Annotated in this window: 4 protein-coding genes; all 4 read left to right on the plus strand. The window is 72.1% G+C overall.

Annotation, left to right across the window (positions count from 1 at the left end):
* Positions 1-349 precede the first annotated feature (349 nt).
* The gene (locus OCT49_RS37280; protein WP_502963512.1) at positions 350-11,260 is read left to right on the plus strand and encodes an SDR family NAD(P)-dependent oxidoreductase; all 10,911 of its coding nucleotides are present in this window, start codon (positions 350-352) and stop codon (positions 11,258-11,260) included.
* A 53-nt stretch (positions 11,261-11,313) separates the two neighbouring features.
* Positions 11,314-23,253, plus strand: a complete 11,940-nt coding sequence (locus OCT49_RS37285) for an SDR family NAD(P)-dependent oxidoreductase (RefSeq protein ID WP_502963521.1) — start codon at positions 11,314-11,316, stop codon at positions 23,251-23,253.
* 12 nt (positions 23,254-23,265) lie between these two features.
* Positions 23,266-24,894, plus strand: coding sequence for an MFS transporter (locus tag OCT49_RS37290; protein WP_283856602.1), 1,629 nt, complete (start codon positions 23,266-23,268; stop codon positions 24,892-24,894).
* 159 nt (positions 24,895-25,053) lie between these two features.
* Positions 25,054-25,236 carry a DUF5302 domain-containing protein gene (locus tag OCT49_RS37295; RefSeq protein WP_283856603.1) on the plus strand — a complete coding sequence of 61 codons (183 nt, stop codon included), beginning with the start codon at positions 25,054-25,056 and terminating at the stop codon, positions 25,234-25,236.
* Positions 25,237-25,490 lie beyond the last annotated feature (254 nt).

The raw sequence follows: 25,490 nt of genomic DNA on the forward strand, positions 1-25,490 counted from the left end.
CGAGCGGAGCCCGACAACCCGTCGGCCCCGCGCAAGCCCCGAAGGCCCCGGCGATCGTCCGATCGCCGGGGCCCTCGGGCGTTCCCGTACGACTGGTTCGACGATGCCATGGAGCAGTGGACCCGGAAGCTGTTCCGGCGGGGCGGATGGGCCGGTTCCTGCCGCTGCTGTGCCTGACGGACCTGGCCCCGTCGGCGTACCGGTCCGGTGACGCGAACGCGGTCGCCGTACGCGCCGGGGCATCCAGGCACCGTCAACTGCGGCTCAAGTGGCGACGGATTGGGTGGGCAGGTCCCTGATTTGTCGCTCCGGGACGCTGTTGTTCGCGGTGGCCGTAGAGAAGGGCTCGATGGTGTCGATCTCAAACCAGGATCGGATGGAAGCCGCACTGCCTGCGATCCGTGCGCTGCAGAAGCGTGCCGCGGATCTGGAGGCGAAGCAGGCTCGGCAGCATGAGCCGATCGCGGTGGTGTCGATGGCGTGCCGACTGCCGGGCGGTATCGATACGCCGGAGGCGTTCTGGGAACTGCTGGCCTCCGGCGGGGACGCGGTGGGCGGCCTGCCGGAACGCTGGCGAGGGCTCGACCTCTTCGACCCGGACCCGGAGTCGGTCGGCAAGAGCTACGCCCGCGAGGGCGGGTTCATCGATGGTGTCGAGGATTTCGACGCCTCGTTCTTCGGGATCTCGCCGCGCGAGGCGGTGTCGATGGACCCGCAGCAGCGGTTGGTGCTGGAGGCGTCGTGGGAGGCGCTGGAGCGGGCCGGCATCCGGCCCGACGCCCTGGCCGAGAGCCGTACCGGCGTCTACCTCGGCACGATGAGTTCCGACTACGGCGATCTGGGCCGCGACCTGGACGCGCTCGACGGGTACGTCAGCACGGGCAAGGCCTCGAGCGTGGTCTCGGGCCGGGTGGCGTACTCCCTCGGTCTCCAGGGCCCGGCGATCACGGTGGACACCGCGTGTTCCTCGTCGTTGGTGTCGGTGCACCTCGCGGTGCAGGCCCTGCGGCAGGGCGAGTGCGAACTGGCCCTGGCCGGTGGGGTAACGGTCATGAGCGCCCCGTCGCTGTTCGTGGAGTTCTCCCGGCTGAAGGGGATGGCCGCGGACGGGCGTTGCAAGTCCTTCTCGGCCGCTGCGGACGGTGCGGGCTGGGCCGAGGGTGTCGGTGTGCTGCTGCTGAAGCGGCTGTCGGTCGCGGAGCGTGCGGGTGACCGGGTGCTGGCGGTGCTGCGGGGCAGCGCGGTGAACCAGGACGGGCGGAGCCAGGGGCTGACGGCTCCGAACGGTCCGTCGCAGCAGCGGGTGATCCAGGATGCGCTGGCCGCCGCCCGGCTCGTGCCGGCTGATATCGATGCGGTCGAGGCGCACGGTACGGGTACGTCGTTGGGTGACCCGATCGAGGCGGGTGCGCTGGGGGAGGTGTTCGGTCCGGGGCGGGATGCGGGCCGGCCGGTGTGGCTGGGTTCGTCGAAGTCGAACATCGGGCACGCGCAGGCCGCCGCCGGTGTGATCGGTGTGATGAAGATGGTGCTGGCGTTGCAGCACGGTGTGCTGCCCAGGACCCTGCACGCGGAGGAGCCCAGCCCTCTGATCGAGTGGGAGGGCAGTGGGCTCGCCCTGTTGCAGGAGGCGCGTCCGTGGGCGCGGGACGAGGGGCGGGTGCGGCGTGCGGGGGTGTCGTCGTTCGGGCTGAGCGGGACGAACGCGCACGTGATCGTGGAGGAGGCGCCGGTCGTCGGGACGCCGGAGCCGGTGGGGGTTTCCGGCGGTCCGGTGCCGGTGGTGGTGTCGGGTCGTGATGAGGCGGCGCTGCGGGAGCAGGCGGGGCGCTGGGCGTCCTGGCTTTCGGACCTGTCCGGGCGTGAGGGTGTGCGGGTGGCGGATGTGGCGGTGACGGCTGCCCGGCATCGTACGCACTTCGAGTCGCGGGCGAGTGTGGTGGCGTCGGATGCGGCGGGGCTGGTGGAGGCGCTGGAGGCGTTGGCCGGGGGCCGTTCGCACGACGCGGTGGTGACGGGTTCGGCGGAGCGTCGCGGGAAGGTCGTCTTCGTCTACCCCGGCCAGGGCTCGCAGTGGATCGGCATGGGCCGTGAACTCCTGTCCTCCAGTGCGGTGTTCGCGGAAGCCGTGGACGCCTGCGATGTCGCGTTGCGGCCGTTCACGGGCTGGTCGGTGCGTGAGGTCCTGGCCGGTGAGGAGGGTGAGCATCCGCCGTTCGACCGGGTCGACGTGGTCCAGCCCGCCCTGTTCGCGATGGGGGTGGCCCTGTCCGCGCTGTGGCGGTCCCTGGGCGTGGAGCCGACCGCCGTGGTCGGCCATTCGCAGGGTGAGGTGGTGGCGGCGGTGGTGAGCGGTGCTCTCACCCTGGAGCAGGGGGCGCAGATCGTCGCCCAGCGCTCGCGGGCCGTGCTGGCCTGCGCCGGGCAGGGCGGCATGGCCCTCATCGAACGCCCCCTCGCCCAGGTCGAGGAGTACCTCACCCCCTACGGGGACGCGCTGTCGGTGGCGGCGGTGAACACCGCCGGGTCGACGATCATCTCCGGCCGGGCGGACGCGGTCGAACGGATCGTGGCCGAACTCCAGGAGAAGGAGGTCTACGCCCGCAGGATCAATGTGGACTACGCCTCCCACAACGCCCAGATGGACCCGCTCCTGCCCGGCCTCGCCACCCACTTCAAGGACCTCGTCCCCCAGCGCGCGGACCTGGCGTTCTACTCCACGGTCACGGGCGAGGTGTCCGACGGCACCGGCCTGGACGGCGGCTACTGGTGCCGCAACCTGCGCGAGCCCGTCCGTTTCGACCGCGCCCTGGACCGGCTCCTGGACGACGGGCACACCGTGTTCGTCGAGATCTCCGCCCACCCCGTGCTGTCCATGCCGCTGACCGACGGCAGCGCGGACCGGGGCGGGATCGTCGTCGGCTCCCTCGCCCGCGACCACGGAACCCACGCCCAACTCCTGCGCAACCTGGGCCTGCTGCACGTCCAGGGCCATGAGATCGACTGGGACCGGGCCCTCGGGCTCGCCCCGGACACCGGCTGCCTGCTGAACCTCCCCACGTACGCCTTCCAGCGCGAGCACTACTGGCTCCGGACCGAGGAGTCCACCGGTGACATCCGGGCCGTCGGCCTGGACCGGGCCGGGCATCCGTGGCTGGGTGCCGTCACGGTGACGGCGGACGACGAGGGGAGCCTGTTCACGGGGCGACTCTCGCTCGCCGACCAGCCGTGGCTGAAGGACCATGCGGTCCTCGGAACCGTCCTGGTCCCCGGCACCGGTCTCCTCGACATGGCCCTCACCGTCGCGCACCACGTCGGCGCGGCCGGAGTCGGCGAACTGACCCTCCTCGAACCCCTCGTCATCACGCAGGAGGCGGGCGTCCGCATCCAGGCCGTGGTGGCAGGCCCGTCCGGCGGCAGCCGTCGGACGATCGCCCTGTACAGCCGCTCCGAGGACGCCTCCGACGACGCGCCCTGGCGGCACCACGCGAGCGGCGAACTGAGCGACGTCGCGGCGGAGTCCGCGACCACCGGTTTCGACGAACTGGCCCACTGGCCCGTCCCCGGCGCCGAGCCGGTCGACCTCGACGGGTTCTACGACGCGTTCCGGGCGCGCGGACTGGAGTACGGCCCCGCCTTCCAGGGCCTGACCGGACTGTGGCGCAAGGGGAGCACCGCGTACGGGACCGTCCGCCTCCCCGACGGCCTCGACGCCGACGCCTTCGGCATTCACCCCGCCCTTCTGGACGCCGCCCTGCACGCGATGGTGGCGGTGCAGGGAGGCACGGGAGCCGAGGGACACGTACCGCTTCCCTTCGAATGGGCCGGCGCGGAACTGTACGCCGCGGGCAGCACTGAGTTGCGCGTCCGGATCGACCTGGACGGGGAGAACACCCTCGGGCTCCTGGCGGCCGACCCCGCCGGACAGCCTGTCGTCCGGACGGACCTGCACCTGCGTGAGGCCGACGTGGAGCAGATCCGTACCGCCGGGTCCTCCGCCGAGCACCTCTACCGGATGGACTTCCGGGCCCTGCCCGGACTCATCGCCCGGCCGACCGACACCGCCCACGTCCTGGAGCTGGCGGACCCCGACGGGTTCGACAAGCTGTCGGTACGCATGGACACGGGCGAGGGAGCGCCGGAGCGCGTGGTGGTGGACGCCACCGCGGCGGTCGACGACCCGAGGGCGGCGACGGCAGACGCTTTGTCCCTGGCCCAGCGGCTGCTGGGCGAACCACGCCTGAAACACGCCGAGTTCGTGTGGGTCACCCGGAACGCCGTGGACACCGGCGACGGCGTCGCCGACCTGGCCCACGCACCGCTGTGGGGCCTGCTGCGCACCGCCCGCTCCGAACACCCCGAACGCGCCGTTCACCTGGTCGATCTCGACACCGGGGAAGCCGCCGACGCACCGTTCGTCGCCGGTGAACCGGAGATCGCGGTACGCGGCGGAGAGTTCCGGGCAGCACGGCTGACCCGCGTCGTCGGCGGCGACCGCATGCCCGAATTCGCCCCCGGCGGCCGGGTCCTGATCACCGGCGGCATCGGTGAACTGGGCACCGCCCTGGCCACCCACCTCGTCCGCACCCACGGCGTGCGCCACCTGGTCCTCACCTCCCGGAGCGGCCCCGACGCCCCCGGCGCCCAGGACCTGATCGAGGCCCTGACCGATGCCGGGGCCCAGAACATCGACATCCGGGCCTGTGACATCGCCGACCGCGACCAGGTCCGCACCCTGCTCACCGCCACCGGCGCCCGCCCCTGGACCGGGATCTTCCACCTCGCCGCGGTCCTGGACGACGGACTGCTCACCGCCCAGACCCCGGAACGTCTCACCCCCGTGTGGGCTCCCAAGGCCGATGGCGCCCGGTACCTGCACGACCTCTCCGAGGAACTCGGCCTCGATCTCGCGGCGTTCGTGCTGTTCTCCTCCGCCGCCGGAGTCCTGGGCGGTGCCGGCCAGTCCAACTACGCCGCGGCCAACGCCTTCCTGGACGCCCTGGCCGCGCACCGCCGTGCCGACGGGCTGCCCGCCACCAGTCTTTCCTGGGGCCTGTGGCAGCAGGCGGGCACCGGCCTCACCGCGAGCCTGGGGCAGGCCGAACTCGCCCGACTCCGCCGCCAGGGCATCGGGGCCCTCACCCCCGCCCAGGCACTCGCGTCCCTCGACACCGCCCTCACCACCGCCCACCCCCACTGCGTCCCGGTCAAGCTCGAACTCGCGGGACTCCAGAAGGCGTTGGACGGTGAAGGGGAGTCGGCCGTGCCGGCCGCGCTGCGCTCCTTGCTGCGCGCGCCGCGGCGCCGGGCCGGTCGTGCGGAGGCGGCCCCTTCGGATCTGCGGGGTCAACTGCTCGTACTCCCGCCGGCCGACCGGTTGGCCCAGCTCACGGACCTGGTGCGCACCGAGGCCGCGACGATCCTGGGCATGTCCGGTCCGGGCGCGGTCGGCAAGGAACAGGTCTTCAAGGTCCTCGGCTTCGACTCGCTCATGGCGGTCGAACTGCGCCGCCGCCTCTCCGCCAGGACGGGCCTCACCCTTCTGTCCACCCTCGCCTTCGACCACCCCACTCCGGTGGCCATCGCCGAACTGCTGCTGAAGCGGCTGGCGTTGGACTCCGCCACAGAGACGGGGACGGGAACTGGGACCGCCGGCCGAGCCGGAGGCGCGGGCCGGGACGAGCCCCGGAACCACGGCTCCGATGAGCCGGTTGCGGTGGTGTCGATGGCGTGCCGGTTGCCGGGTGGGATTGATTCGCCGGAGGGTTTTTGGGAGTTGTTGTCGGGGGGTGGGGATGCGGTCGGGGGGTTTCCGGGGCGGTGGCGGGGTCTGGATCTGTTCGATCCCGATCCTGGGGTGGAGGGGAAGAGTTATGGGTGTGAGGGGGGTTTTCTGGCGGATGGGCATGTGGAGGGTTTTGACGCGGGGTTCTTCGGTATTTCGCCGCGTGAGGCGGTGTCGATGGATCCGCAGCAGCGGTTGGTGCTGGAGGCGTCGTGGGAGGTTCTGGAGCGGGCGGGGGTGCGTCCGGAGTCGTTGGCGGGGAGTCGGACGGGTGTGTATCTGGGCACGATGAATTCCGATTACGGGGATCATCGGGCGCATGATCTGCAGGCCCTGGACGGGTATGTGGGCACGGGCAGGGCGTCGAGTGTTCTGTCGGGCCGGGTGTCGTACGCGTTGGGGTTGCAGGGTCCGGCGATGACCATCGACACGGCGTGCTCCTCCTCGCTCGTCGCGATGCACCTGGCCGCCTCCGCCCTCCGCCAGGGCGAATGCGAAGCGGCTCTGGTCGGTGGTGTCACCGTGATGTCGACACCGGCGACCTTCGTGGAGTTCTCGCGGCTGAAGGCCATGGCGCCCGACGGGCGGTGCAAGTCGTTCGCCGCGGGTGCGGACGGTGCGGGCTGGTCGGAGGGTGTCGGTGTGCTGCTGCTGAAGCGGCTGTCGGATGCCGAACGTGACGGCGACCGGGTGCTGGCGGTGCTGCGGGGCAGCGCGGTGAACCAGGACGGGCGCAGCCAGGGGCTGACGGCTCCGAACGGTCCGTCGCAGCAGCGGGTGATCCAGGATGCGTTGGCCGCCGCCCGGCTCGCTCCGGCCGACATCGACGCGGTCGAGGCGCACGGGACGGGCACGTCGTTGGGTGACCCGATCGAGGCGGGCGCGCTGGCCGAGGTGTTCGGTCCCGGACGCGATGCCGGCCGTCCGGTGTGGCTGGGCTCGTCGAAGTCGAACATCGGGCACGCGCAGGCCGCCGCCGGTGTGATCGGTGTGATGAAGATGGTGCTGGCGCTCCAGCACGGTGTGCTGCCCAGGACCCTGCACGCGGAGGAGCCCAGCCCTCTGATCGACTGGGAGGGCAGTGGGCTTGAGCTGTTGCAGGAGGCGCGTCCGTGGGCGCGGGACGAGGGGCGGGTGCGGCGTGCGGGGGTGTCGTCGTTCGGGCTGAGCGGGACGAACGCGCACGTCATCGTGGAGGAACCGCCGTCGGCGGAACCGGTCGCCGGGGCGACGGAACCGGCAGAGGCGCCCGACGGGCCGTTCCCCGTGGTGGTGTCGGGGCGTGACGAGGCGGCGCTGCGGGAGCAGGCCGGTCGCTGGGCGTCCTGGCTGTCCGGGCGTGAGGAGGTGCGGCTCGCGGACGTGGCGGTGACGGCCGCCCGGCACCGTACGCACTTCGCCTCCCGCGCCGCCGTCACCGTCCCGACCCTCGATCGGGCCGTGGAAGCACTCCGGGCCCTCGCCGACGGCACCCCGGACCCCGGCCTCGTGCAGGGCCGGGCCGTCGAGCGGACCAGGACCGTGTTCGTCTTCCCGGGACAGGGCACCGACTGGGAGGGCATGGGGCGGGACCTGCTGGACCAGAGCCCCGCCTTCCGCGAAGCGGTGAACGCGTGTGACGCGGCACTGCGACCCCACACCGGCTGGTCGGTGCTCGACCGGCTGCGCGGCGATGAGGACCGGGGAAGCCTGCCGTTCGAGCGGCTGGACGTCGTCCAGCCCGTGCTGTTCGCCATGTACGTGGGCCTGGCCGCGGCCTGGCGGGAGCTGGGACTCGAACCCTCCGCCGTGGTCGGCCACAGTCAGGGAGAAGTGGCCGCGGCCGTCGTCGCCGGCGCACTCACCGTCGACGAGGGAGCCCGCATCGTGGCGCTCCGCAGCCGGGTGCTCCAGTCCGACGGCGGCGGTGGCGAGATGGCCGTGATCGAACTGCCCCTCGCCCAGGTGCGCGAACACATCGCACCGTACGGGGACGCCCTGTCGATCGCGGCGGTCAACACCGACCGGTGGACCGTGATCTCCGGCGACGCCGACGCGGTCGAGGACGTACTGATCGAGCTCGACGACGCGGACGTCGCGTGCGGAAAGCTCAACGCGGCCTGCGCGTCGCACAGCGCCCACATGGACCCGCTCCTGCCCGGACTGCGGGCCGGGTTCGCCGTACTGCGCCCCCGGCAGACCGACGTACCGTTCTACTCGACGGTCACCGGAGACCTCGTCGATGGCCGTGAACTGGACGCGGACTACTGGTGCCGCAACCTGCGCGAGCCGGTCCGCCTCGACCTGGCCCAGGCGAAGCTGATCGAGGACGGGCACGACGTCTTCGTCGAAGTCAGCCCGAACCCCGTGCTGGTCATGCCGCTGACGAACGGGCTCGGCGAGACGGACGGCCTCGTGGTGCCGAGCCTCCAGCGAGGGCGGGGCGGCCTCGGCGAACTGCTCGGAACGCTCGCCCTGCTGCACGTCCAGGGCCGGGAGATCGACTGGGACCGGGCCCTGGGCGCACCCACCGGCACCCTCGTCCCCCTCCCCACGTACGCCTTCCAGCGCGAGCGCTACTGGACGGAGATCACCCATCCCGTCGGCGACGCGAACTCGATGGGGCTCGCCCCGGCCCGGCACCCCTGGCTGGGGGCCGTCACCGCGATGGCCAACGGCGAAGGGCACCTGCTCACCGGTCGCCTGTCGACGGCCACCCACCCGTGGCTGCTCGACCACGCCGCCTTCGGCACCGTTCTGGCCCCCGGCACCGGGCTGCTGGAACTGGCGCTCGTGGCCGCGCGGGAGAGCGGCGCGGGACGGGTCGGCGAACTCACCCTGTCCGAACCGTTGATCCTCGACGGCGACGGAGTGCACATCCAGGTGACGGTCGGCGCGGCAGACCTGAACGGCGAGCGGTCCATCGCCGTCTACGGACGGCCCGAGTCGGAACCGGAGCACTGGACGTGCCACGCCACGGGCAGACTGCTCGACGGCGGCGCGGACACCGGTGACGAAGGCTTCGACGACCTGCGGTCCTGGCCGGTGGCCGGCGCGGAACCGGTCTCCCTGGAAGGGTTCTACGAACGGCTCGCCGCCCAGGGAGTCGGGTACGGCCCGGCGTTCCGGGGGCTGACCGAGCTGTGGCGCGACGGCGACACGGCCTATGGCCTGGTCCGGTTGCCCGAAGGAGTGCAGGGACAGGACTACGGGGTGCACCCGGCCCTCCTGGACGCGGCACTCCACACGCTCCAGGCGGTCCGGGACCTCGACGAGGCCGACCGCCGGGTGCTGCTGCCCTTCGAGTGGGAGGACGTGGAACTCCACGCCGGGGGCAGCTCGACCCTCCGCGTCCGGGTCGACCTGGACACCGCGCGGTCCAGCGCACGGCTGTGGGTGGCGGACGCGCAGGGCAGGCCCGTGGCCGCCGCGGGAACCCTGCGGCTGCGCGAGGCGAGCGCGGAACAGATCCGGTCGGGACGGCCCGTGCAGCACCTGTACCGGGTCGGATTCCGGCCGGTGCGCCCCACGGCCCCCTCGGCGGCCGTACGGACCTTGGTCCTGGGTGGTGACGGTGTTCTTTCGAATGCATTGGGGACGGAACATGTGGCTGATGTGGATGCTTTCCTTGCCGGTCTCGGAGACGGGTGGGAGACGCCCGTTCGACTGGTTGTCGACGCGACGGCGGACCCGGACCCGGACTCCGTTGGTGCGCGAGGCGCGTCGGAGGACAGGGACGACGACGGCATCGAGACTGTCCGAAGGCTGACGGCCGAAGCCCTGGCGACCCTGCGGCGGCTGCTCACCGACGACCGGACGGCCGCTGTCGAACTGGTGTGGGTGACCCGCGGAGCCGTGGACACGGGAGACACCGGGAACGCCGGGGACGCCGGAGATGCCGGGGACGACGTCCGGGACCTGACCCGGTCCGGACTGTGGGGCCTGGTGCGCTCGGCACGTACGGAGTTCGCCGAGCGGACGGTCCGCCTCATCGACACCGATGCGTACACACCGGCCCTGGAACGGGCACTGGCGGTGACCGACGAGCCGGAACTCGTGGTCCGCGGCGAGGAGATCCTCGCCGCCCACCTGGTCCGGGTCCGGGACACGGCCGGCAACGACGGAGCACTCCGCCGCCTGGACCCCCGGGGCACTGTCCTGATCACCGGAGGCACCGGGGAACTGGGCCGCCAGGTCGCCGCCCGTCTCGTCCGCGAGCACGGGGTGCGCCATCTGGTCCTCACCTCGCGGCGCGGCCCGCAGGCCCCCGGCGCGTCCGACCTCGTGAACGAACTGGAGGCGGCCGGCGCCACGACCGTCCGGATCGAGTCCTGCGACGTGACGGACCGGGAACAGCTCGCGCGGCTCCTGGCCGCGGTGCCGGACGCACACCCCTGGACGGGCGTGGTGCATCTGGCGGCCGCTCTGGACGACGGGCTGCTGACGGCGCAGGACCCGGAGCGCCTGTGGAAGGTGCTGGGCCCGAAGGTGGCCGGCGCCGTCCATCTGCACCGACTCACCCGGGAGTTGGACCTGTCCGCGTTCGTGCTCTTCTCCTCGGTGGCCGGGGTGTTCGGTGGCGCCGGCCAGTCCACGTACGCCGCCGCGAACACCTTCCTGGACGCCCTGGCCGCGCACCGCCGTGCCGAGGGACTGCCCGCCACCAGCATCTCCTGGGGACTGTGGGAGGCCGCGGGCAACGGGCCGACCGACAACCTGGGGCAGGCGGACCTGGCCCGGATGCGACGCCAGGGCATCTCCGCCCTCACCTCGGAGCAGGCCCTGCGGCTGCTGGACGCCGCGCTGTCCCGCCCGGAACCGCACCTCGTGGCGGTCAGGCTGGAACTGGAAGCACTGCAGCGGGGCAACGACAAGGGGCAGGACGTCCCCGTGCTGCTGCGAGGCATGCTCCGCAGCCGGCTCCGCCGCGCCCAGGACCCGGGAGCACCGGCGGCGGCCCTCAAGGACAGGCTGGTCCAGCTGTCCGACAAGGAACGCCGGCGCACGGTGCTCCGGACGGTGCAACGCGAGGCCGCCGTGGTGCTCGGCCTGCCGGACTCGGAGGGCGTGGGCGCCCAGCAGGTCTTCAAGGAGGTCGGACTCGACTCCCTGATGGCGGTCGAGCTGCGCCGCCGCCTGTCGGCCGAGACGGGGATCGCCCTGCCCGCCACGATCGCCTTCGACCATCCGACACCCGATGCCGTGGCCACGTTCCTGCTGGAACGGCTCGCCCCACCCGAGGCCCCGGGCAGGGCTCCCGCCCGCAGAGGAGCCGCGGGCGCCCTGACGGCGGCACAGATCGACGGCCTGGTGGAACTGCTGCGGGCGGCGACGCCCGGGCAACTGGAGACGGAGGGCCTGGCATCGGCCTTCCTCGACCTCAAGGACGGGCTTGCGAGGACCGTCGTCGTCCCGGACACGACGGTCGAGCTGGAAGCCGACAACACCGAAGACCTTCTGCAGTTCCTTGACGAGAAGTTTGGAGTCAGTTCATGAGCGCGTCCGACGTCGAGAAGCTCGAGTCCTATCTGAGGCGTGCCACGACTGCGTTGCTCAAGGCGGAGAAGGAGCTCGACTCGGAACGGGCCGCCCGCACCGAGCCGGTTGCGGTGGTGTCGATGGCGTGCCGGTTGCCGGGTGGGATTGATTCGCCGGAGGGTTTTTGGGAGTTGTTGTCGGGGGGTGGGGATGCGGTCGGGGGGTTTCCGGGGCGGTGGCGGGGTCTGGATCTGTTCGATCCCGATCCTGGGGTGGAGGGGAAGAGTTATGGGTGTGAGGGGGGTTTTCTGGCGGATGGGCATGTGGAGGGTTTTGACGCGGGGTTCTTCGGTATTTCGCCGCGTGAGGCGGTGTCGATGGATCCGCAGCAGCGGTTGGTGCTGGAGGCGTCGTGGGAGGTTCTGGAGCGGGCGGGGGTGCGTCCGGAGTCGTTGGCGGGGAGTCGGACGGGTGTGTATCTGGGCACGATGAATTCCGATTACGGGGATCATCGGGCGCATGATCTGCAGGCCCTGGACGGGTATGTGGGTACGGGCAGGGCGTCGAGTGTTCTGTCGGGCCGGGTGTCGTACGCGTTGGGGTTGCAGGGTCCGGCGATGACCATCGACACGGCGTGCTCCTCCTCGCTCGTGGCGATGCACCTTGCCGCCTCCGCCCTCCGCCAGGGCGAATGCGAACTCGCTCTCGTGGGCGGCGTGACGGTCATGAGCACTCCTTCCCTCTTCGTGGAGTTCTCGCGGCTGAAGGCCATGGCGCCCGACGGGCGGTGCAAGTCGTTCGCCGCGGGTGCGGACGGTGCGGGCTGGTCGGAGGGTGTCGGTGTGCTGCTGCTGAAGCGGCTGTCGGATGCCGAGCGTGCGGGTGACCGGGTGCTGGCGGTGCTGCGGGGCAGTGCGGTGAACCAGGACGGGCGGAGCCAGGGGCTGACGGCTCCGAACGGTCCGTCGCAGCAGCGGGTGATCCAGGAGGCGCTGGCCGCCGCCCGGCTCGTGCCGGCCGATATCGATGCGGTCGAGGCGCACGGGACGGGTACGTCGTTGGGTGACCCGATCGAGGCGGGTGCGCTGGGGGAGGTGTTCGGTCCGGGGCGGGATGCGGGCCGGCCGGTGTGGCTGGGCTCGTCGAAGTCGAACATCGGGCATGCGCAGGCCGCCGCCGGTGTGATCGGTGTGATGAAGATGGTGCTGGCGTTGCAGCACGGTGTGCTGCCCAGGACGCTGCACGCGGAGGAGCCCAGCCCTCTGATCGAGTGGGAGGGCAGCGGGCTCGCCCTGCTGCAGGAGGCGCGTCCGTGGGCGCGGGACGAGGGGCGGGTGCGTCGTGCGGGGGTGTCGTCGTTCGGGCTGAGCGGGACGAACGCGCACGTCATCGTGGAGGAACCGCCGTCGGCGGAGCCGGTCGCCGGGGCGACGGAACCGGCAGAGGCGCCCGACGGGCCGTTCCCCGTGGTGGTGTCGGGGCGTGACGAGGCGGCGCTGCGGGAGCAGGCCGGGCGCTGGGCGTCCTGGCTGTCGGACCTGTCGAGCCGTGACGACATCGGCCTTGCCGAGGTGGTGCGTACCGCCGGAGCCCACCGCACCCACTTCAAGCACCGGGCGAGCGCGGTCGCCGCCGACACCGCGGAACTCGTGGCGGCGCTGACCGCCCTTGCCGAGGGACGGGCGCATCCGGCGGTCACCGAAGGGGTGGCCGGGTCGGGCGAGTCGGCGGTGCTCTTCACCGGCCAGGGCAGCCAGCGGGCAGGAATGGGACGCGCGCTCCACACCGCCCTGCCCGCCTTCAGGGAAGCGTTCGACGAGGTGTGCGCGGCCCTCGACCCGCACCTGACCCGCCCCCTGACCGAGGTGCTCTTCGCCGACGAGGACAGCGCGGACGCGGCACTCGTGCACGAGACGGAGTTCACCCAGCCCGCCCTGTTCGCGTTCGAGGTGGCCCTGTTCCGGCAGTGGCAGGACTGGGGGATCCAGCCCGCCGCGGTGGCCGGTCACTCGATCGGTGAACTGGCGGCCGCTCATGTGGCAGGAGTACTGGAACTCCCCTACGCCGCACGGCTGGTGGCGGCGCGTGGCCGGCTGATGCAGGCGTGCGGGCGCGGCGGCGCGATGGCATCGGTGGAGGCGTCCGAGTCCGAGGTGACCGAGGTGCTCAAGGGCATCGAGGGCCGGATCTCGATCGCCGGCCTGAACGGCCCCGCCCAGACGGTGGTCAGCGGTGACGAGGCCGCGGTGGCGGCGGTGGAGGGCCGCTTCGCCGAGCAGGGCAGGCGTACGCGGCGGCTGGAGGTGTCGCACGCGTTCCACTCGCCGCACATGGACGCGATGCTCGCCGAGTACGAGGCGGTGGCCGAGAGCTGCCGGTTCGCCGCCCCGGCCATTCCCCTGGTCTCGTCGGTGACCGGTGAGCGGGCCGACGAGAGCCTGCCACCGGGCGAGGGCGTGCGGTCGGCGCGCTACTGGGTGCGCCAGGCCCGCGACGCGGTCCGGTTCCTGGACGTCGTACGCGAACTCGACCGGGCGGGTGTCACCCGCTACCTGGAGTGCGGCCCGGCCGCGGTGCTGTCCGCGATGGGTGCGGCCTGCTCGGAACGGGACGGCGTCTTCGTCGCCTCCCAGCGGGCGGACACCCGGGACGGCCGACCGGTGGACGAGGTCCGCACGCTCGCGCAGGCGCTCGGAAACCTCCACGTCCACGGAGAGGACATCGCCTGGGACCGGGTCGCCCCGAACCCCGGCGCCGCGCCGCTGCCCGCCCCCACGTACCCCTTCCAGCGCGAGCACTACTGGCTGGAGCCGGCACCCGTCTCCGGCGACCTCTCCGCCGTGGGCCTGGAGCACTCCGAGCACCCCTGGCTGGGGGCCACCGCGATGCTGGCCAACGGGGAGGGCCACCTCTTCGCCGGCAAGCTGTCGCCGGCCGAGCACCCCTGGCTCGAGGACCACGTCGTCCACGGCACCGTGCTCGTGCCGGGCACCGGCCTGCTGGAACTGGCCCTCGCGGCGGCGCACCGGACAGGAGCGGCCGGCGTCGGCGAACTGACCCTGCTCGAACCGCTCGTCCTGCGCGACACGGTCCGTCTGCAGGTCGTGGTCGGTCCCGCGAGGGAGGACGCCGGGCGCACGGTCGAGATCTACAGCCGCTCGGAGGAAGCCGTCGACGGAGCGTGGCGACAGCATGCCTCGGGCGAACTGCTGGAGCACGGAACCGACTTGGCGCACGACGACGCCGGGGAACTGCGGCAGTGGCCGGTCCCGGGCGCCGAGAACGTACAACTGGAGGACTACTACGAGCAGTTCGACGGGCTGGGACTGGCATACGGGCCGGCTTTCCGGGGACTGACCGAGCTGTGGCGCAAGGACGACACCGTCTACGCGCTGGTGCGCCTGCCCGACGAGACGCAGGCGGGGGAGTACGGGGTGCACCCCGCCCTGCTGGACGCGGCGCTGCACGGCCTCGCGGCCCTGCGGGAGCGGACGGGCCCGGAGGACCGGGGCGGGGACCGCGGCGTCCTGCTGCCCTTCGCATGGAGCGGTGTCGAGTGCTCGGCCGAGCCGAGCACCACCCTGCGGGTGCGGGTGGATCTCGACCGTACGACCTCCACCGCCGCGCTGCGGGCGGCGGACGCCGAGGGCCGTCCCCTCCTGAAGGTCGCCGCGCTGCGGCTGCGCGAGGCGACGGCCGAACAGATCGGCGCCGCCGAACCGGTGGAGCACGTCTACGAACTCGCCTTCCGACCGCCCCGGCACCCCGACCAGTCGGCCCCGACCGGCCCGGTCTGGGTGCTGGACGACGGCCGGGGCACCCTCGCCCCGTCCCTCGACGGCCTCGTCGACGGCGCGGCGGTGGACCGCTGCACCGGCATCGAGGAGCTGACGGCCCGCCTCGACGAGGGCCGGGCCACCCCCGGCACTGTCGTCGTGGACGCGACGGACTACGGAACGCCCGAAGCGTCGTACACCGCCGCCCATGAGTCGGCGCAGAGCGCGCTGAGCACCGCCCAGCTCCTTCTCGCCGATGAGCGGCTGCACTCCACCGAGCTCGTCTGGGTCACCCGTGACAGCGTTGTGGCCTCGGCCGACGACCGCCTGGACGGACTGGCGAACGCCACGGTGTGGGGACTCGTCCGCGCCGTCCGCGCCGAGCACCCGGACCGGTCGATACGCCTCGTCGACCTCGGCGGCCAGGACACCGACCCCGGCGTGGTCGCCCGTGCGCTGGCCACGACCGACGAGCCGGAGATCGCCGTACGCCGGGGCGAGGTGCTGACGCCACGACTCGTTCCCGGGACCGCCACGGCCACGGCCGACACCACGGCCGATGCCACGGACGGCGGGGAGCCGCTGTTCGATCCGCGAGGTTCCGTACTCGTCACCGGGGGCGTCGGAGAACTCGGACACCTCGTGGCCCACCACCTCGTGCGCGCGTACGGCGTGCGGCACCTGGTGCTGACCTCCCGGCGCGGCCCGGAGACGCCGGGAGCCGACGACCTGGTGCGCGAGCTGACCGGGGCCGGCGCCGAGACCGTCCGCGTCGTCCCGTGCGACGTGTCCGACCGGGACCAGACGGCCGCACTGCTGTCGGACGTCGCCCCGGAGCACCCGTGGACCGGAGTGTTCCACCTGGCCGGTGTCACCGACGACGCGCTGCTCGCCGACCAGGACCGGGACCGCCTCCACCGGGTCATGGCGTCCAAGGTCGCGGGTGCCACACACCTGGCGGAGCTGACGCAGGGTCTGGACCTGGCCGCCTTCGTCCTCTTCTCGTCGGTGTCCGGGCTCCTGGGCGGCCCCGGCCAGAGCAACTACGCCGCCGCGAACTCCTGGCTCGATGCCCTGGCGGCACGTCTCAGGAACGAGGGCCGGGCGGCCGTCAGCCTGTCGTGGGGGATGTGGGAGCAGAACGGGGCCGGCATGACCGCCCGGCTCGGCCGGGCGGACATCGCCCGAATGCGCCGACAGGGCATCGGCGCGCTGACCGGACGCCAGGGGCTGCGAGCACTCGACGAAGCCCTGGCCGGGAACCGGGCCCACCTGGTGCCCGTACGGCTCGTGCTCACCGCGGTCCAGCGCGAGGCGGACCGCGGCGGTGAGGTCCACGCACTTCTGCGGGACCTCGTACGTACCCGGCGGCACCGCACGAACCCGGTCCCGGGGTCCGGCTCGCAGCTGCGCGACCGGCTGGCCGTGCTCCCGGAGCAGGAGCGGCGCGCGGCACTCGTGGAGCTCGTGCGGCAGGAAGCCGCCGTCGTGCTGGGAGGCACCCGGCCGGAGAGCGTCGGCGAGCAGGAGGTGTTCCAGAAGCTGGGCATGGACTCGATGATCGCGGTCGAACTCCGTCGTCGGCTGTCCACTGCCACGGGCGTTCAGCTGCCGCCCACCCTCGCCTTCGACTACCCCACTCCTGTGGCGGTGGCCGGACTGCTGCTGGACCGGCTGTCACTGGCTCCCGCCGCGGCCCCCGCCGCCCGTCCGGTGGACACCGACCGGACGGCCGACGAACCGATCGCGGTGGTCTCGATGGCGTGCCGGCTGCCGGGCGGCATCGACACCCCGGAGGGCTTCTGGGAGCTCCTGGCGGGTGGACGCGATGCGATCGGGACGTTCCCGGAACGCTGGGACGCCCTGGACGTGTACGACCCCGATCCGAACGCCCTCGGCAAGAGCAGCATCCGTGAAGGCGGCTTCATCGACGGTGTCGAGCGGTTCGACGCCGGGTTCTTCGGGATCTCGCCGCGCGAGGCGGTGTCGATGGACCCGCAGCAGCGGTTGGTGCTGGAGGCGTCGTGGGAGGCGCTGGAGCGGGCCGGTATCCGGCCCGACGCCCTGGCCGAGAGCCGTACCGGCGTCTACCTCGGCACGATGGGCTCCGACTACAGCAACCAGCAGGGCCGTGGACTGGAGGAGCTCGACGGGTACGTCGGCACCGGCAACGCGAGCAGCGTGGTGTCGGGCCGGGTGGCATACGCCCTGGGGTTGCAGGGCCCGGCGATCACCATCGACACGGCGTGCTCCTCGTCGCTCGTGGCGATGCACCTCGCCGCCTCCGCCCTCCGCCAGGGCGAATGCGATGTCGCGCTGGCCGGTGGCGTCACGGTGATGTCCACCCCCACCCCGTTCGTGGAGTTCTCCCGCCTCAACGGCCTGGCCGCGGACGGACGTTGCAAGTCCTTCTCGGCCGCTGCGGACGGTGCCGTCTGGGCCGAGGGTGCGGGCGTGCTGGTGCTGAAGCGGCTGTCGGATGCCGAGCGTGCGGGTGACCGGGTGCTGGCGGTGCTGCGGGGCAGTGCGGTGAACCAGGACGGGCGCAGCCAGGGGCTGACCGCCCCGAACGGTCCGTCCCAGCAGCGGGTGATCCAGGAGGCGCTGGCCGCCGCCCGGCTCGTGCCGGCCGATATCGACGCGGTCGAGGCGCACGGGACGGGCACCTCGTTGGGTGATCCGATCGAGGCGGGCGCGCTGGGGGAGGTGTTCGGTCCGGGGCGGGATGCGGGCCGTCCGGTGTGGCTGGGCTCGTCGAAGTCGAACATCGGGCACGCGCAGGCCGCCGCCGGTGTCATCGGTGTGATGAAGATGGTGCTGGCGCTCCAGCACGGTGTGCTGCCCAGGACCCTGCACGCGGAGGAGCCCAGCCCTCTGATCGACTGGGAGGGCAGCGGGCTCGCCCTGCTGCAGGAGGCGCGTCCGTGGGCGCGGGACGAGAACCGGGTGCGGCGTGCGGGGGTGTCGTCGTTCGGGCTGAGCGGGACGAACGCGCACGTCATCGTGGAGGAACCGCCGTTGGTGGACCCGGTGGTCGGTGCCGTCGGTGAGGGTGTCTTCCCGGTGGTGGTGTCGGGTCGTGACGAGGCGGCGCTGCGGGAGCAGGCGGGGCGCTGGGCTTCCTGGCTTTCGGACCTGTCCGGGCGTGAGGGTGTGCGGGTGGCGGATGTGGCGGTGACGGCCGCCCGGCATCGTACGCACTTCGAGTCGCGGGCGAGTGTGGTGGCGTCGGATGCGGCGGGGCTGGTGGAGGCGCTGGAGGCGCTGGCCGGGGGCCGGTCGCACGAGGCGGTGGTGACGGGTACGGCTGGGCGCCGTGGGAAGGTCGTCTTCGTCTACCCCGGCCAGGGCTCGCAGTGGATCGGCATGGGCCGTGAACTCCTGTCCTCCAGTGCGGTGTTCGCGGAAGCCGTGGACGCCTGCGATGCGGCGCTGTTGCCGTTCACGGGCTGGTCGGTGCGGGAGGTCCTGGCCGGTGCGGAAGGCGACCATCCGCCGTTCGACCGGGTCGACGTGGTCCAGCCCGCCCTGTTCGCGATGGGGGTGGCCCTGTCCGCGCTGTGGCGGTCGCTGGGCGTGGAGCCGGCCGCCGTGGTCGGGCATTCGCAGGGGGAGGTGGTGGCCGCGGTGGTGAGCGGTGCTCTCACCCTGGAACAGGGCGCGCAGATCGTCGCCCAGCGCTCGCGGGCCGTGCTGGCCTGCGCCGGGCAGGGCGGCATGGCCCTCATCGAACGCCCCCTCGCCCAGGTCGAGGAGTACCTCACCCCCTACGGGGACGCGCTGTCGGTGGCGGCGGTGAACACCGCCGGGTCGACGATCATCTCCGGCCGGGCCGACGCGGTCGAACGGATCGTGGCCGAACTCCAGGCCAGGGACATCTACGCCCGCAGGATCAATGTGGACTACGCCTCCCACAACGCCCAGATGGACCCCCTGCTCCCCGGCCTCGCCACCCACTTCAAGGACCTCGTCCCCCAGCGCGCGGACCTGGCGTTCTACTCCACGGTCACGGGCGAGGTGTCCGACGGCACCGGCCTGGACGGCGGCTACTGGTGCCGCAACCTGCGCGAGCCCGTCCGTTTCGACCGCGCCCTGGACAAGCTCCTGGACGACGGGCACACCGTGTTCGTCGAGATCTCCGCCCACCCCGTGCTGTCCATGCCGCTGACCGACGGCAGCGCCGACCGGGGCGGCATCGTCGTCGGCTCCCTCGCCCGCGACCACGGAACCCACGCCCAACTCCTGCGCAACCTGGGCCTGCTGCACGTCCAGGGCCATGAGATCGACTGGGACCGGGCCCTCGGGCTCGCCCCGGACACCGGCTGCCTGCTGAACCTGCCCACGTACGCCTTCCAGCGCGAGCACTACTGGCTTCCGGTCCCGAAGGCCACCGGCGACGCCGGATCGCTGGGCCTGGAGACCTCGCCGCACCCCTGGCTGGGCGCGGTGACCGAACTCGCCGACGGCGGAGGCCACTTGTTCACCGGCAGGCTCTCGCTCACCGACCAGCCGTGGCTGAAGGACCACGCTGTCCTCGGAACCGTCCTGGTCCCCGGCACCGGTCTCCTCGAACTCGCGCTCACCGCCGCACATCACGTCGGTGCCGCCGGGGTCGGCGAACTGACGCTGTCCCGGCCGCTGGTGCTCGCCGCCGGCGAGGAGCTTCGCCTTCAGGTACGGGTCGGCTCCGCCTCCGACGGGAACGGCCGGCAGGTGGAGATCCACAGCCGGCCGGGTGGTTCGCCCGACGCGGCTCCCTGGACCAAGCACGCCACGGGTTCGCTGACCGACGTCTCGCCCGGCGCGGCGCCGGAGACCGCGGTGGCCGAGCTGCGCGAGTGGCCGGTGGCAGGTGCCGAGCGGGTGGCTCTCGACGGCTTCTACGAGGGACTGTTCGAGAAGGGCCTGGAGTACGGAACGACGTTCCGGGGCCTCACCGAGCTGTGGCGCAAGGGAAGCACCGCGTACGGTCTCGTCCGCCTCCCGGAAGAGGCGCATTCCGGCATCGATGGTTTCGCGATCCATCCGGCGCTTCTCGACGCGGCCCTCCACGCCTTCGCGGCCACGGGCCTCGGAGCCGACGAGGAGGACGCCGAGGGGGACACCGACGGAGTCCTGCTGCCGTTCATGTGGTCCGGGGTGGAGCTGTCGGCCACCGGCGGCAGGGAACTCCGGGTCCGCATCGAGCTCACCGGCGATTCGACCGCGACGATCCTGGTCTCCGACGCCGCGGGAGAACCCGTGGCGAGCGCGGTGGGCCTGGAGCTCAAGCGGGCCGGCGCCGCACAGCTCGGAGGCACCGGCACCCACGACGCCGAGCACCTCTACCGTGTCGAGTTCCAGCCGCAGACGCTCCCCGAGGAGCCCCTGTCGTCCGCGGAGGACTCCAACGACCTGCTGGTGATCGGGCCGGACGGGATCGTCGCGAGGACCCTGGGAACCGGGGCCGTCGCACCCGTGGGCGCCCTTCCCGAGTTCGACGAGGGCCGGCCCCGTACGGTGGTCGTCGACCTGACCGCGCCGGACGCGGCCGGTGACGGCGGGGACGGGGACGCCGTCGACCTGCGCGCCCGAACCGTGGTCACCGGGGCGCTGGAGTGGCTGCAGACCTTCCTGGACGATCCGCGTTCCGAAGGCATCGACGTCGTCTGGGTGACCCGGGGGGCGGTCTCGGCCGGACCGGTCGACACGATCGGATCCCTGGCGCACGCACCGCTGTGGGGGCTGGTCCGGGTGGCGCGGGCCGAGCACCCCGAGCGGGGAATCCGCCTGGTCGACCTCGGCGCCGACCTGCCCGACGGGGACCTGCTGCGCCGGGTCCTCACCACGGACACCGAGCCCGAACTGGTGGTCCGCGGGGAAGGCGTGCTGGCTCCCCGGCTCGTGCGGGTGCAGAAGTCCGGCTCGCCGGACACGCTCGTCCCGGAGACGGAGGAGCAGCCCTGGCACCTGGACATCCGGGAGAAGGGCCGGCTGGACACGTTCTTCTTCCGGCCCGTCGACCGGGGCGGACCGTTGGCCGACGGCGAGGTCCGGGTGGGCGTCCGGGCCGCCGGGATGAACTTCCGCGACGTGCTCAACGCACTCGACATGGTGCACGCCCCGAAGCTGGGCCTGGAATGCGCGGGCGTCGTCCTGGAGACCGGGCCCGGGGTCGACCACCTGCGCGTGGGCGACCGGGTGATGGGCCTCGCGGTGGGCACCTTCGGCTCCGAGGTCCGGGTGGACGCCCGCTGGATGGTCCGCATCCCGGACTCGCTCGCCTTCGTCGAGGCCGCGACCGTCCCCCTGGCCTACCTCACCGCGCACCACGCCTTCACGGACCTCGGGACGCTGAACCCGGGGAACAAGGTCCTCGTCCACGCGGCGGCCGGTGGTGTCGGGCAGGCCGCCATGCAGCTCGCCCGCCACGCCGGCTGCGAGGTCTACGGCACGGCGAGCACCGGCAAGTGGGAGACGCTTCGACAGCTCGGCCTGACCGACGACCGCATCGCGTCCTCGCGGGACACCGAGTTCGAGGGCAAGTGGCTGGCGGCCACGGACGGCGCGGGTGTCGACGTGGTGCTCAACGCCCTCACCGGGGAGTTCGTCGACGCGTCGCTGCGGCTGTTGCCCAGGGGCGGTCAGTTCCTCGAGATGGGCAAGACGGACGTGCGGGACGCCGACGAGGTTGCCGCGGCGCACCCCGGAGTCCGCTACCGCGCGTTCGACCTGGTCGACAGCGGTGCCGATCGCATTCAGGAAATGCTGTGCGAACTCGTCGCCCTCCTGGAACAGGGGGCCGTCACACCGCTCCAGTACTCGGCGTTCGACGTGCGGGAGGCTCCCGGCGCCTTCCGGATCATGGCCCAGGGCCGTACGACGGGCAAGCTGGTCCTCACGGTCCCGCAGGCCCTGGACGGCGCGGGCACGGTCCTGCTGACCGGAGGCACCGGTGAACTCGGCCGGCTGGTCGCCCGGCGCCTGGTCGTGGAGCACGGTGTGCGGCACCTGGTCCTGACCTCCCGCCGCGGCCCCGAGGCGCCGGGCACCGAGGAGATCGTGGCGGAGCTGACCGGGGCGGGCGCCGAAAGCGTCCGGGTGCTCGCCTGCGACGTGTCGAAGCGCGCGGAGGTCGCGCAGGTCCTGGCCGAGATCGGTACGGAACACCCGCTGACCGGGGTCTTCCACCTGGCGGCCGTGCTCGACGACGGCGTGGTGCGCAACCAGAGCGCGGAGCGGTTCGCGCGGGTGCTCGCCCCCAAGGTCTCGGGCGCGCTGCATCTGCACGAGCTCACGGCCGGGCTGGAACTCTCCGCGTTCGTGCTCTTCTCCTCGGCGGCCGGCACGCTCGGAGCGCCGGGACAGAGCAACTACGCGGCGGCCAACGTGTTCCTCGACACGCTCGCGGCGCACCGGCGCAAGCTCGGTCTCCCCGCGGTGAGCCTGGCCTGGGGGCTCTGGGAGCAGGCGGGCGTCGGCATGACCGCCCGCCTGGGCGAGGCGGAGCTGGCCCGGCTGCGTCGGCGGGGCTCGCAGGCCCTGTCCGCGGAGGAGGGAATGCGGCTGCTGGACGTCGCGCTGGGGCGCCCGGAGACCCGCCTGGTACCGATCAAGCTCGATGTGGCCGGTCTGCGGCACGGTTCCGGCGACGAGGTCGCCCCGCTCTTCGGTGCTCTGGTACGGCCGAGGCTGCGGCGGGCCCAGGAGGCCGTCGTACGGGCCGAGTCGTTGCGCGAACGGCTGGCCGGGCTGTCCGCGGAGGACCAGGTCGCCACGCTGCTGCGCACGGTCCGGCAGGAGGTGTCCGGTGTGCTCGGTCTGCAGGGCGCGGACGCGGTTCCCGCGGACAAGTCGCTGCGGGACTTCGGCTGGGACTCGCTGATGGCGGTGGAACTGCGCAACCGCCTCTCCGCGTACGCCGAGGTGGCGCTGCCGAGCACGTTGGCGTTCGACTACCCGACCTCGCGGGCCATCGCCGAGTTCCTGTACGTACGCCTGGACCTCGGCACGGCGTCCGGGGAGGCCGGCCCGCCGCAGGACCCGGCGAAGGCCGCCGAATGGGCGCTCGGACGGGTGACCCCCGAGCAACTGCTGCAGAGCGGACTGCTGGCGCAACTGCTGGAGCTCGCACAGCCGCAGACGGATTCCTCCGGCGGGGCGCGCACGGCCGAGGAAGCGCTGCAGGCCGCGAGCGAACTGTCGGACGACGACATGGACCGGGCACTCGATGCCGTCCTCGGAAAAGCGATGTGAGGAAAGCCTGTGATGAAAACGGAAACTTCTGAATCGCGATTGTCGCAGCCCTCAAGAACCCCGGACCGGCCGGAGGAGCCGGCCGGCCCGGCCGGGGAGTCCGGCGACCGCGCACCGTCGCAGCACCGGTGGATCGCCCTGACCGTGGTCACCCTGGCCTCGTTCCTCGACAACCTGGACGCGAACGCCGTCACCGTGGTCCTTCCCACCATTCAGCGGGATTTGGGCGCCGGTTTCACCGCGGCTCAGTGGACCCTGGCCGGCTACGCACTGGCCTACGCCCTGTTCCTGATCACGGGCGGCCGGCTGGGGGACATCTACGGGCGCAAGAGGCTGTTCATGTTCGGGGTGGCCGGCTTCACCCTGGCATCCATCGTGTGCGGCACCGCGGTGCTGCCCGAAGTGCTGGTGGCGGGGCGGTTCGCGCAGGGGTTCATGGCGGCCCTGATGGTTCCGCAGGCGGTCTCCGTCATCGTCACCATGTTCCACCGGGACGAGTGGGCACGGGCGTTCGCCGTGCTGGGGGCCGCCCTGAGCCTGGGCAGTGTCGGGGGGCCGCTCCTCGGCGGGATGCTGACCGAACTCGACGTCCTCGGCCTCGGCTGGCGCGCGATCTTCCTGATCAACGTGCCGCTCGGGGTGATCGCCCTGGTGCTGTCCGCCCACAGCATGCCCGAGTCCCGTTCGGACGAGGCGCTGCGCCTCGACCTCGTCGGTGTGGTGCTGCTGACGACCGCTTCCCTGGGAATCCTCTATCCGCTGATCCAGGGGCGTGAACAGGGCTGGCCCGGCTGGATGTTCGTGTTCATGGGCGTCGCGGTCCTGGTGCTCGCCCTGTTCGTCGGGCAGCAGCGTCGCCGGCACCGGCGCGACGGATCCGCGCTGATTCCGCCGACGCTCTTCAAGCACCGCTCCACCGTGGTGGGTCTGACAGTGACGTTGTTGGTCTTCAGCGGCGTCGCGTCGTTCTTCCTCGTCCTCACTTACCACCTGCAGACCGGTCTCGGCTGGTCCATCGTGAAGACCGCCCTGGTCACCGCGGCGTGGCCGGTCGGTATCACCGCCACTTTCCAGATCGCCTGGAAGTTCGGCACCGGCCGGGGCAGGCTGTGCGTACGCGTCGGTTCCTTCCTGATGGCCTGCGGCGCGCTGTGGACCCTGCTCGCGGTGGGGTCGGCCGGGAGCGGGGAGCTGTCCTGGCTGCAACTCGCCGGGGCCGAGCTGGTCATGGGCTGCGGCATGGGGCTGACCACGCCCGTGCTGACCGCCGTGGTCCTCGGCGACGTACCCCCGCAGGACGCGGGTGCCGGCTCGGGGGTGCTCAACGCCGCCATCCAGTTCAGCACCGCCGCGGGGGTGGCGATCCTCGGCGCCCTCTACTTCGGGGGAGTGGAAGGCGGGGTGGGGGCGAGCGCCGGCCCCGGACACTTCAGCTCCGTGACGTCTTCGGTGCTCTGGTGCAACGTGGGCGTTTTCGTACTGACCACCGTGCTCAGCTCCTTCCTTCCGGGCAGCGACGCCGCGGCCGCGGGGAAAAGCGATGCCGCGGCCGAATCCGCCGAACACGACGGAAAGACCGGGCACGAAGGAAAGAACGGGCACGAAGGAACGGCCGGGCATCTCGTACCGGATCCGGTATAGCCGGTGAGGCAGGTGCAGCCGATGAAGCAGGTGCGGTCGATGGAGCCGATGTGATCGGCGCAAGAAGAATCCGATTTTCTCTGACCGAAAGTAAATCTGGCCCGTCCTGAACTCCTGTGTCAGGCTGGCCGGGCTGTCAATTGCGTTCAGGAGGTTCGCATGACCGACAAGCGGCTCATCGATGTCGAGGAGAACGGCCCCCGGCAGAAATTCCGCGAGGCGCTCGAGCGGAAGAGCAGCGCGACGAAGTCCAGGAAGGCCCACGAGGAGGGGCGGCTGAAGGTCAAGAACATGAGTGGATCCGCCGGAAAGAAGAGGTACTTCCGCCGCAAGACCGGGTGAAGCGAACCGGACGGAAAGGCTGCCGCCCTCCCGCAGGGGAGGGCGGCAGCCTTTTTGCTGTCCCGGCATACTCGAATTCGGATAGAACTCCGATCGAACTCCGACCGGATATCGCTCGAATTCCGCTCGAATCATGCTCGAGTGTTGCTGGAATTCCGGTCGAATCGTTGCCGGGAAGGCTTGATTCGCACTCGAAGCGGAGAAGGGGCGTGCTCGGAACGGGATCGTATTCGGACAGGGAAAGGAAAGGGGTC

Origin of the sequence: Streptomyces sp. ML-6 (genome assembly GCF_030116705.1) — a bacterium.
Classification (GTDB): Bacteria; Actinomycetota; Actinomycetes; order Streptomycetales; family Streptomycetaceae; genus Streptomyces.

Excerpts from the sequence above, each read along its gene's own strand:
- OCT49_RS37280 (WP_502963512.1), top strand. The coding sequence starts at position 350 with ATGGTGTCGATCTCAAACCAGGATCGGATGGAAGCCGCACTGCCTGCG.
- OCT49_RS37290 (WP_283856602.1), top strand. The coding sequence starts at position 23,266 with ATGAAAACGGAAACTTCTGAATCGCGATTGTCGCAGCCCTCAAGAACC.
- OCT49_RS37295 (WP_283856603.1), top strand. The coding sequence starts at position 25,054 with ATGACCGACAAGCGGCTCATCGATGTCGAGGAGAACGGCCCCCGGCAG.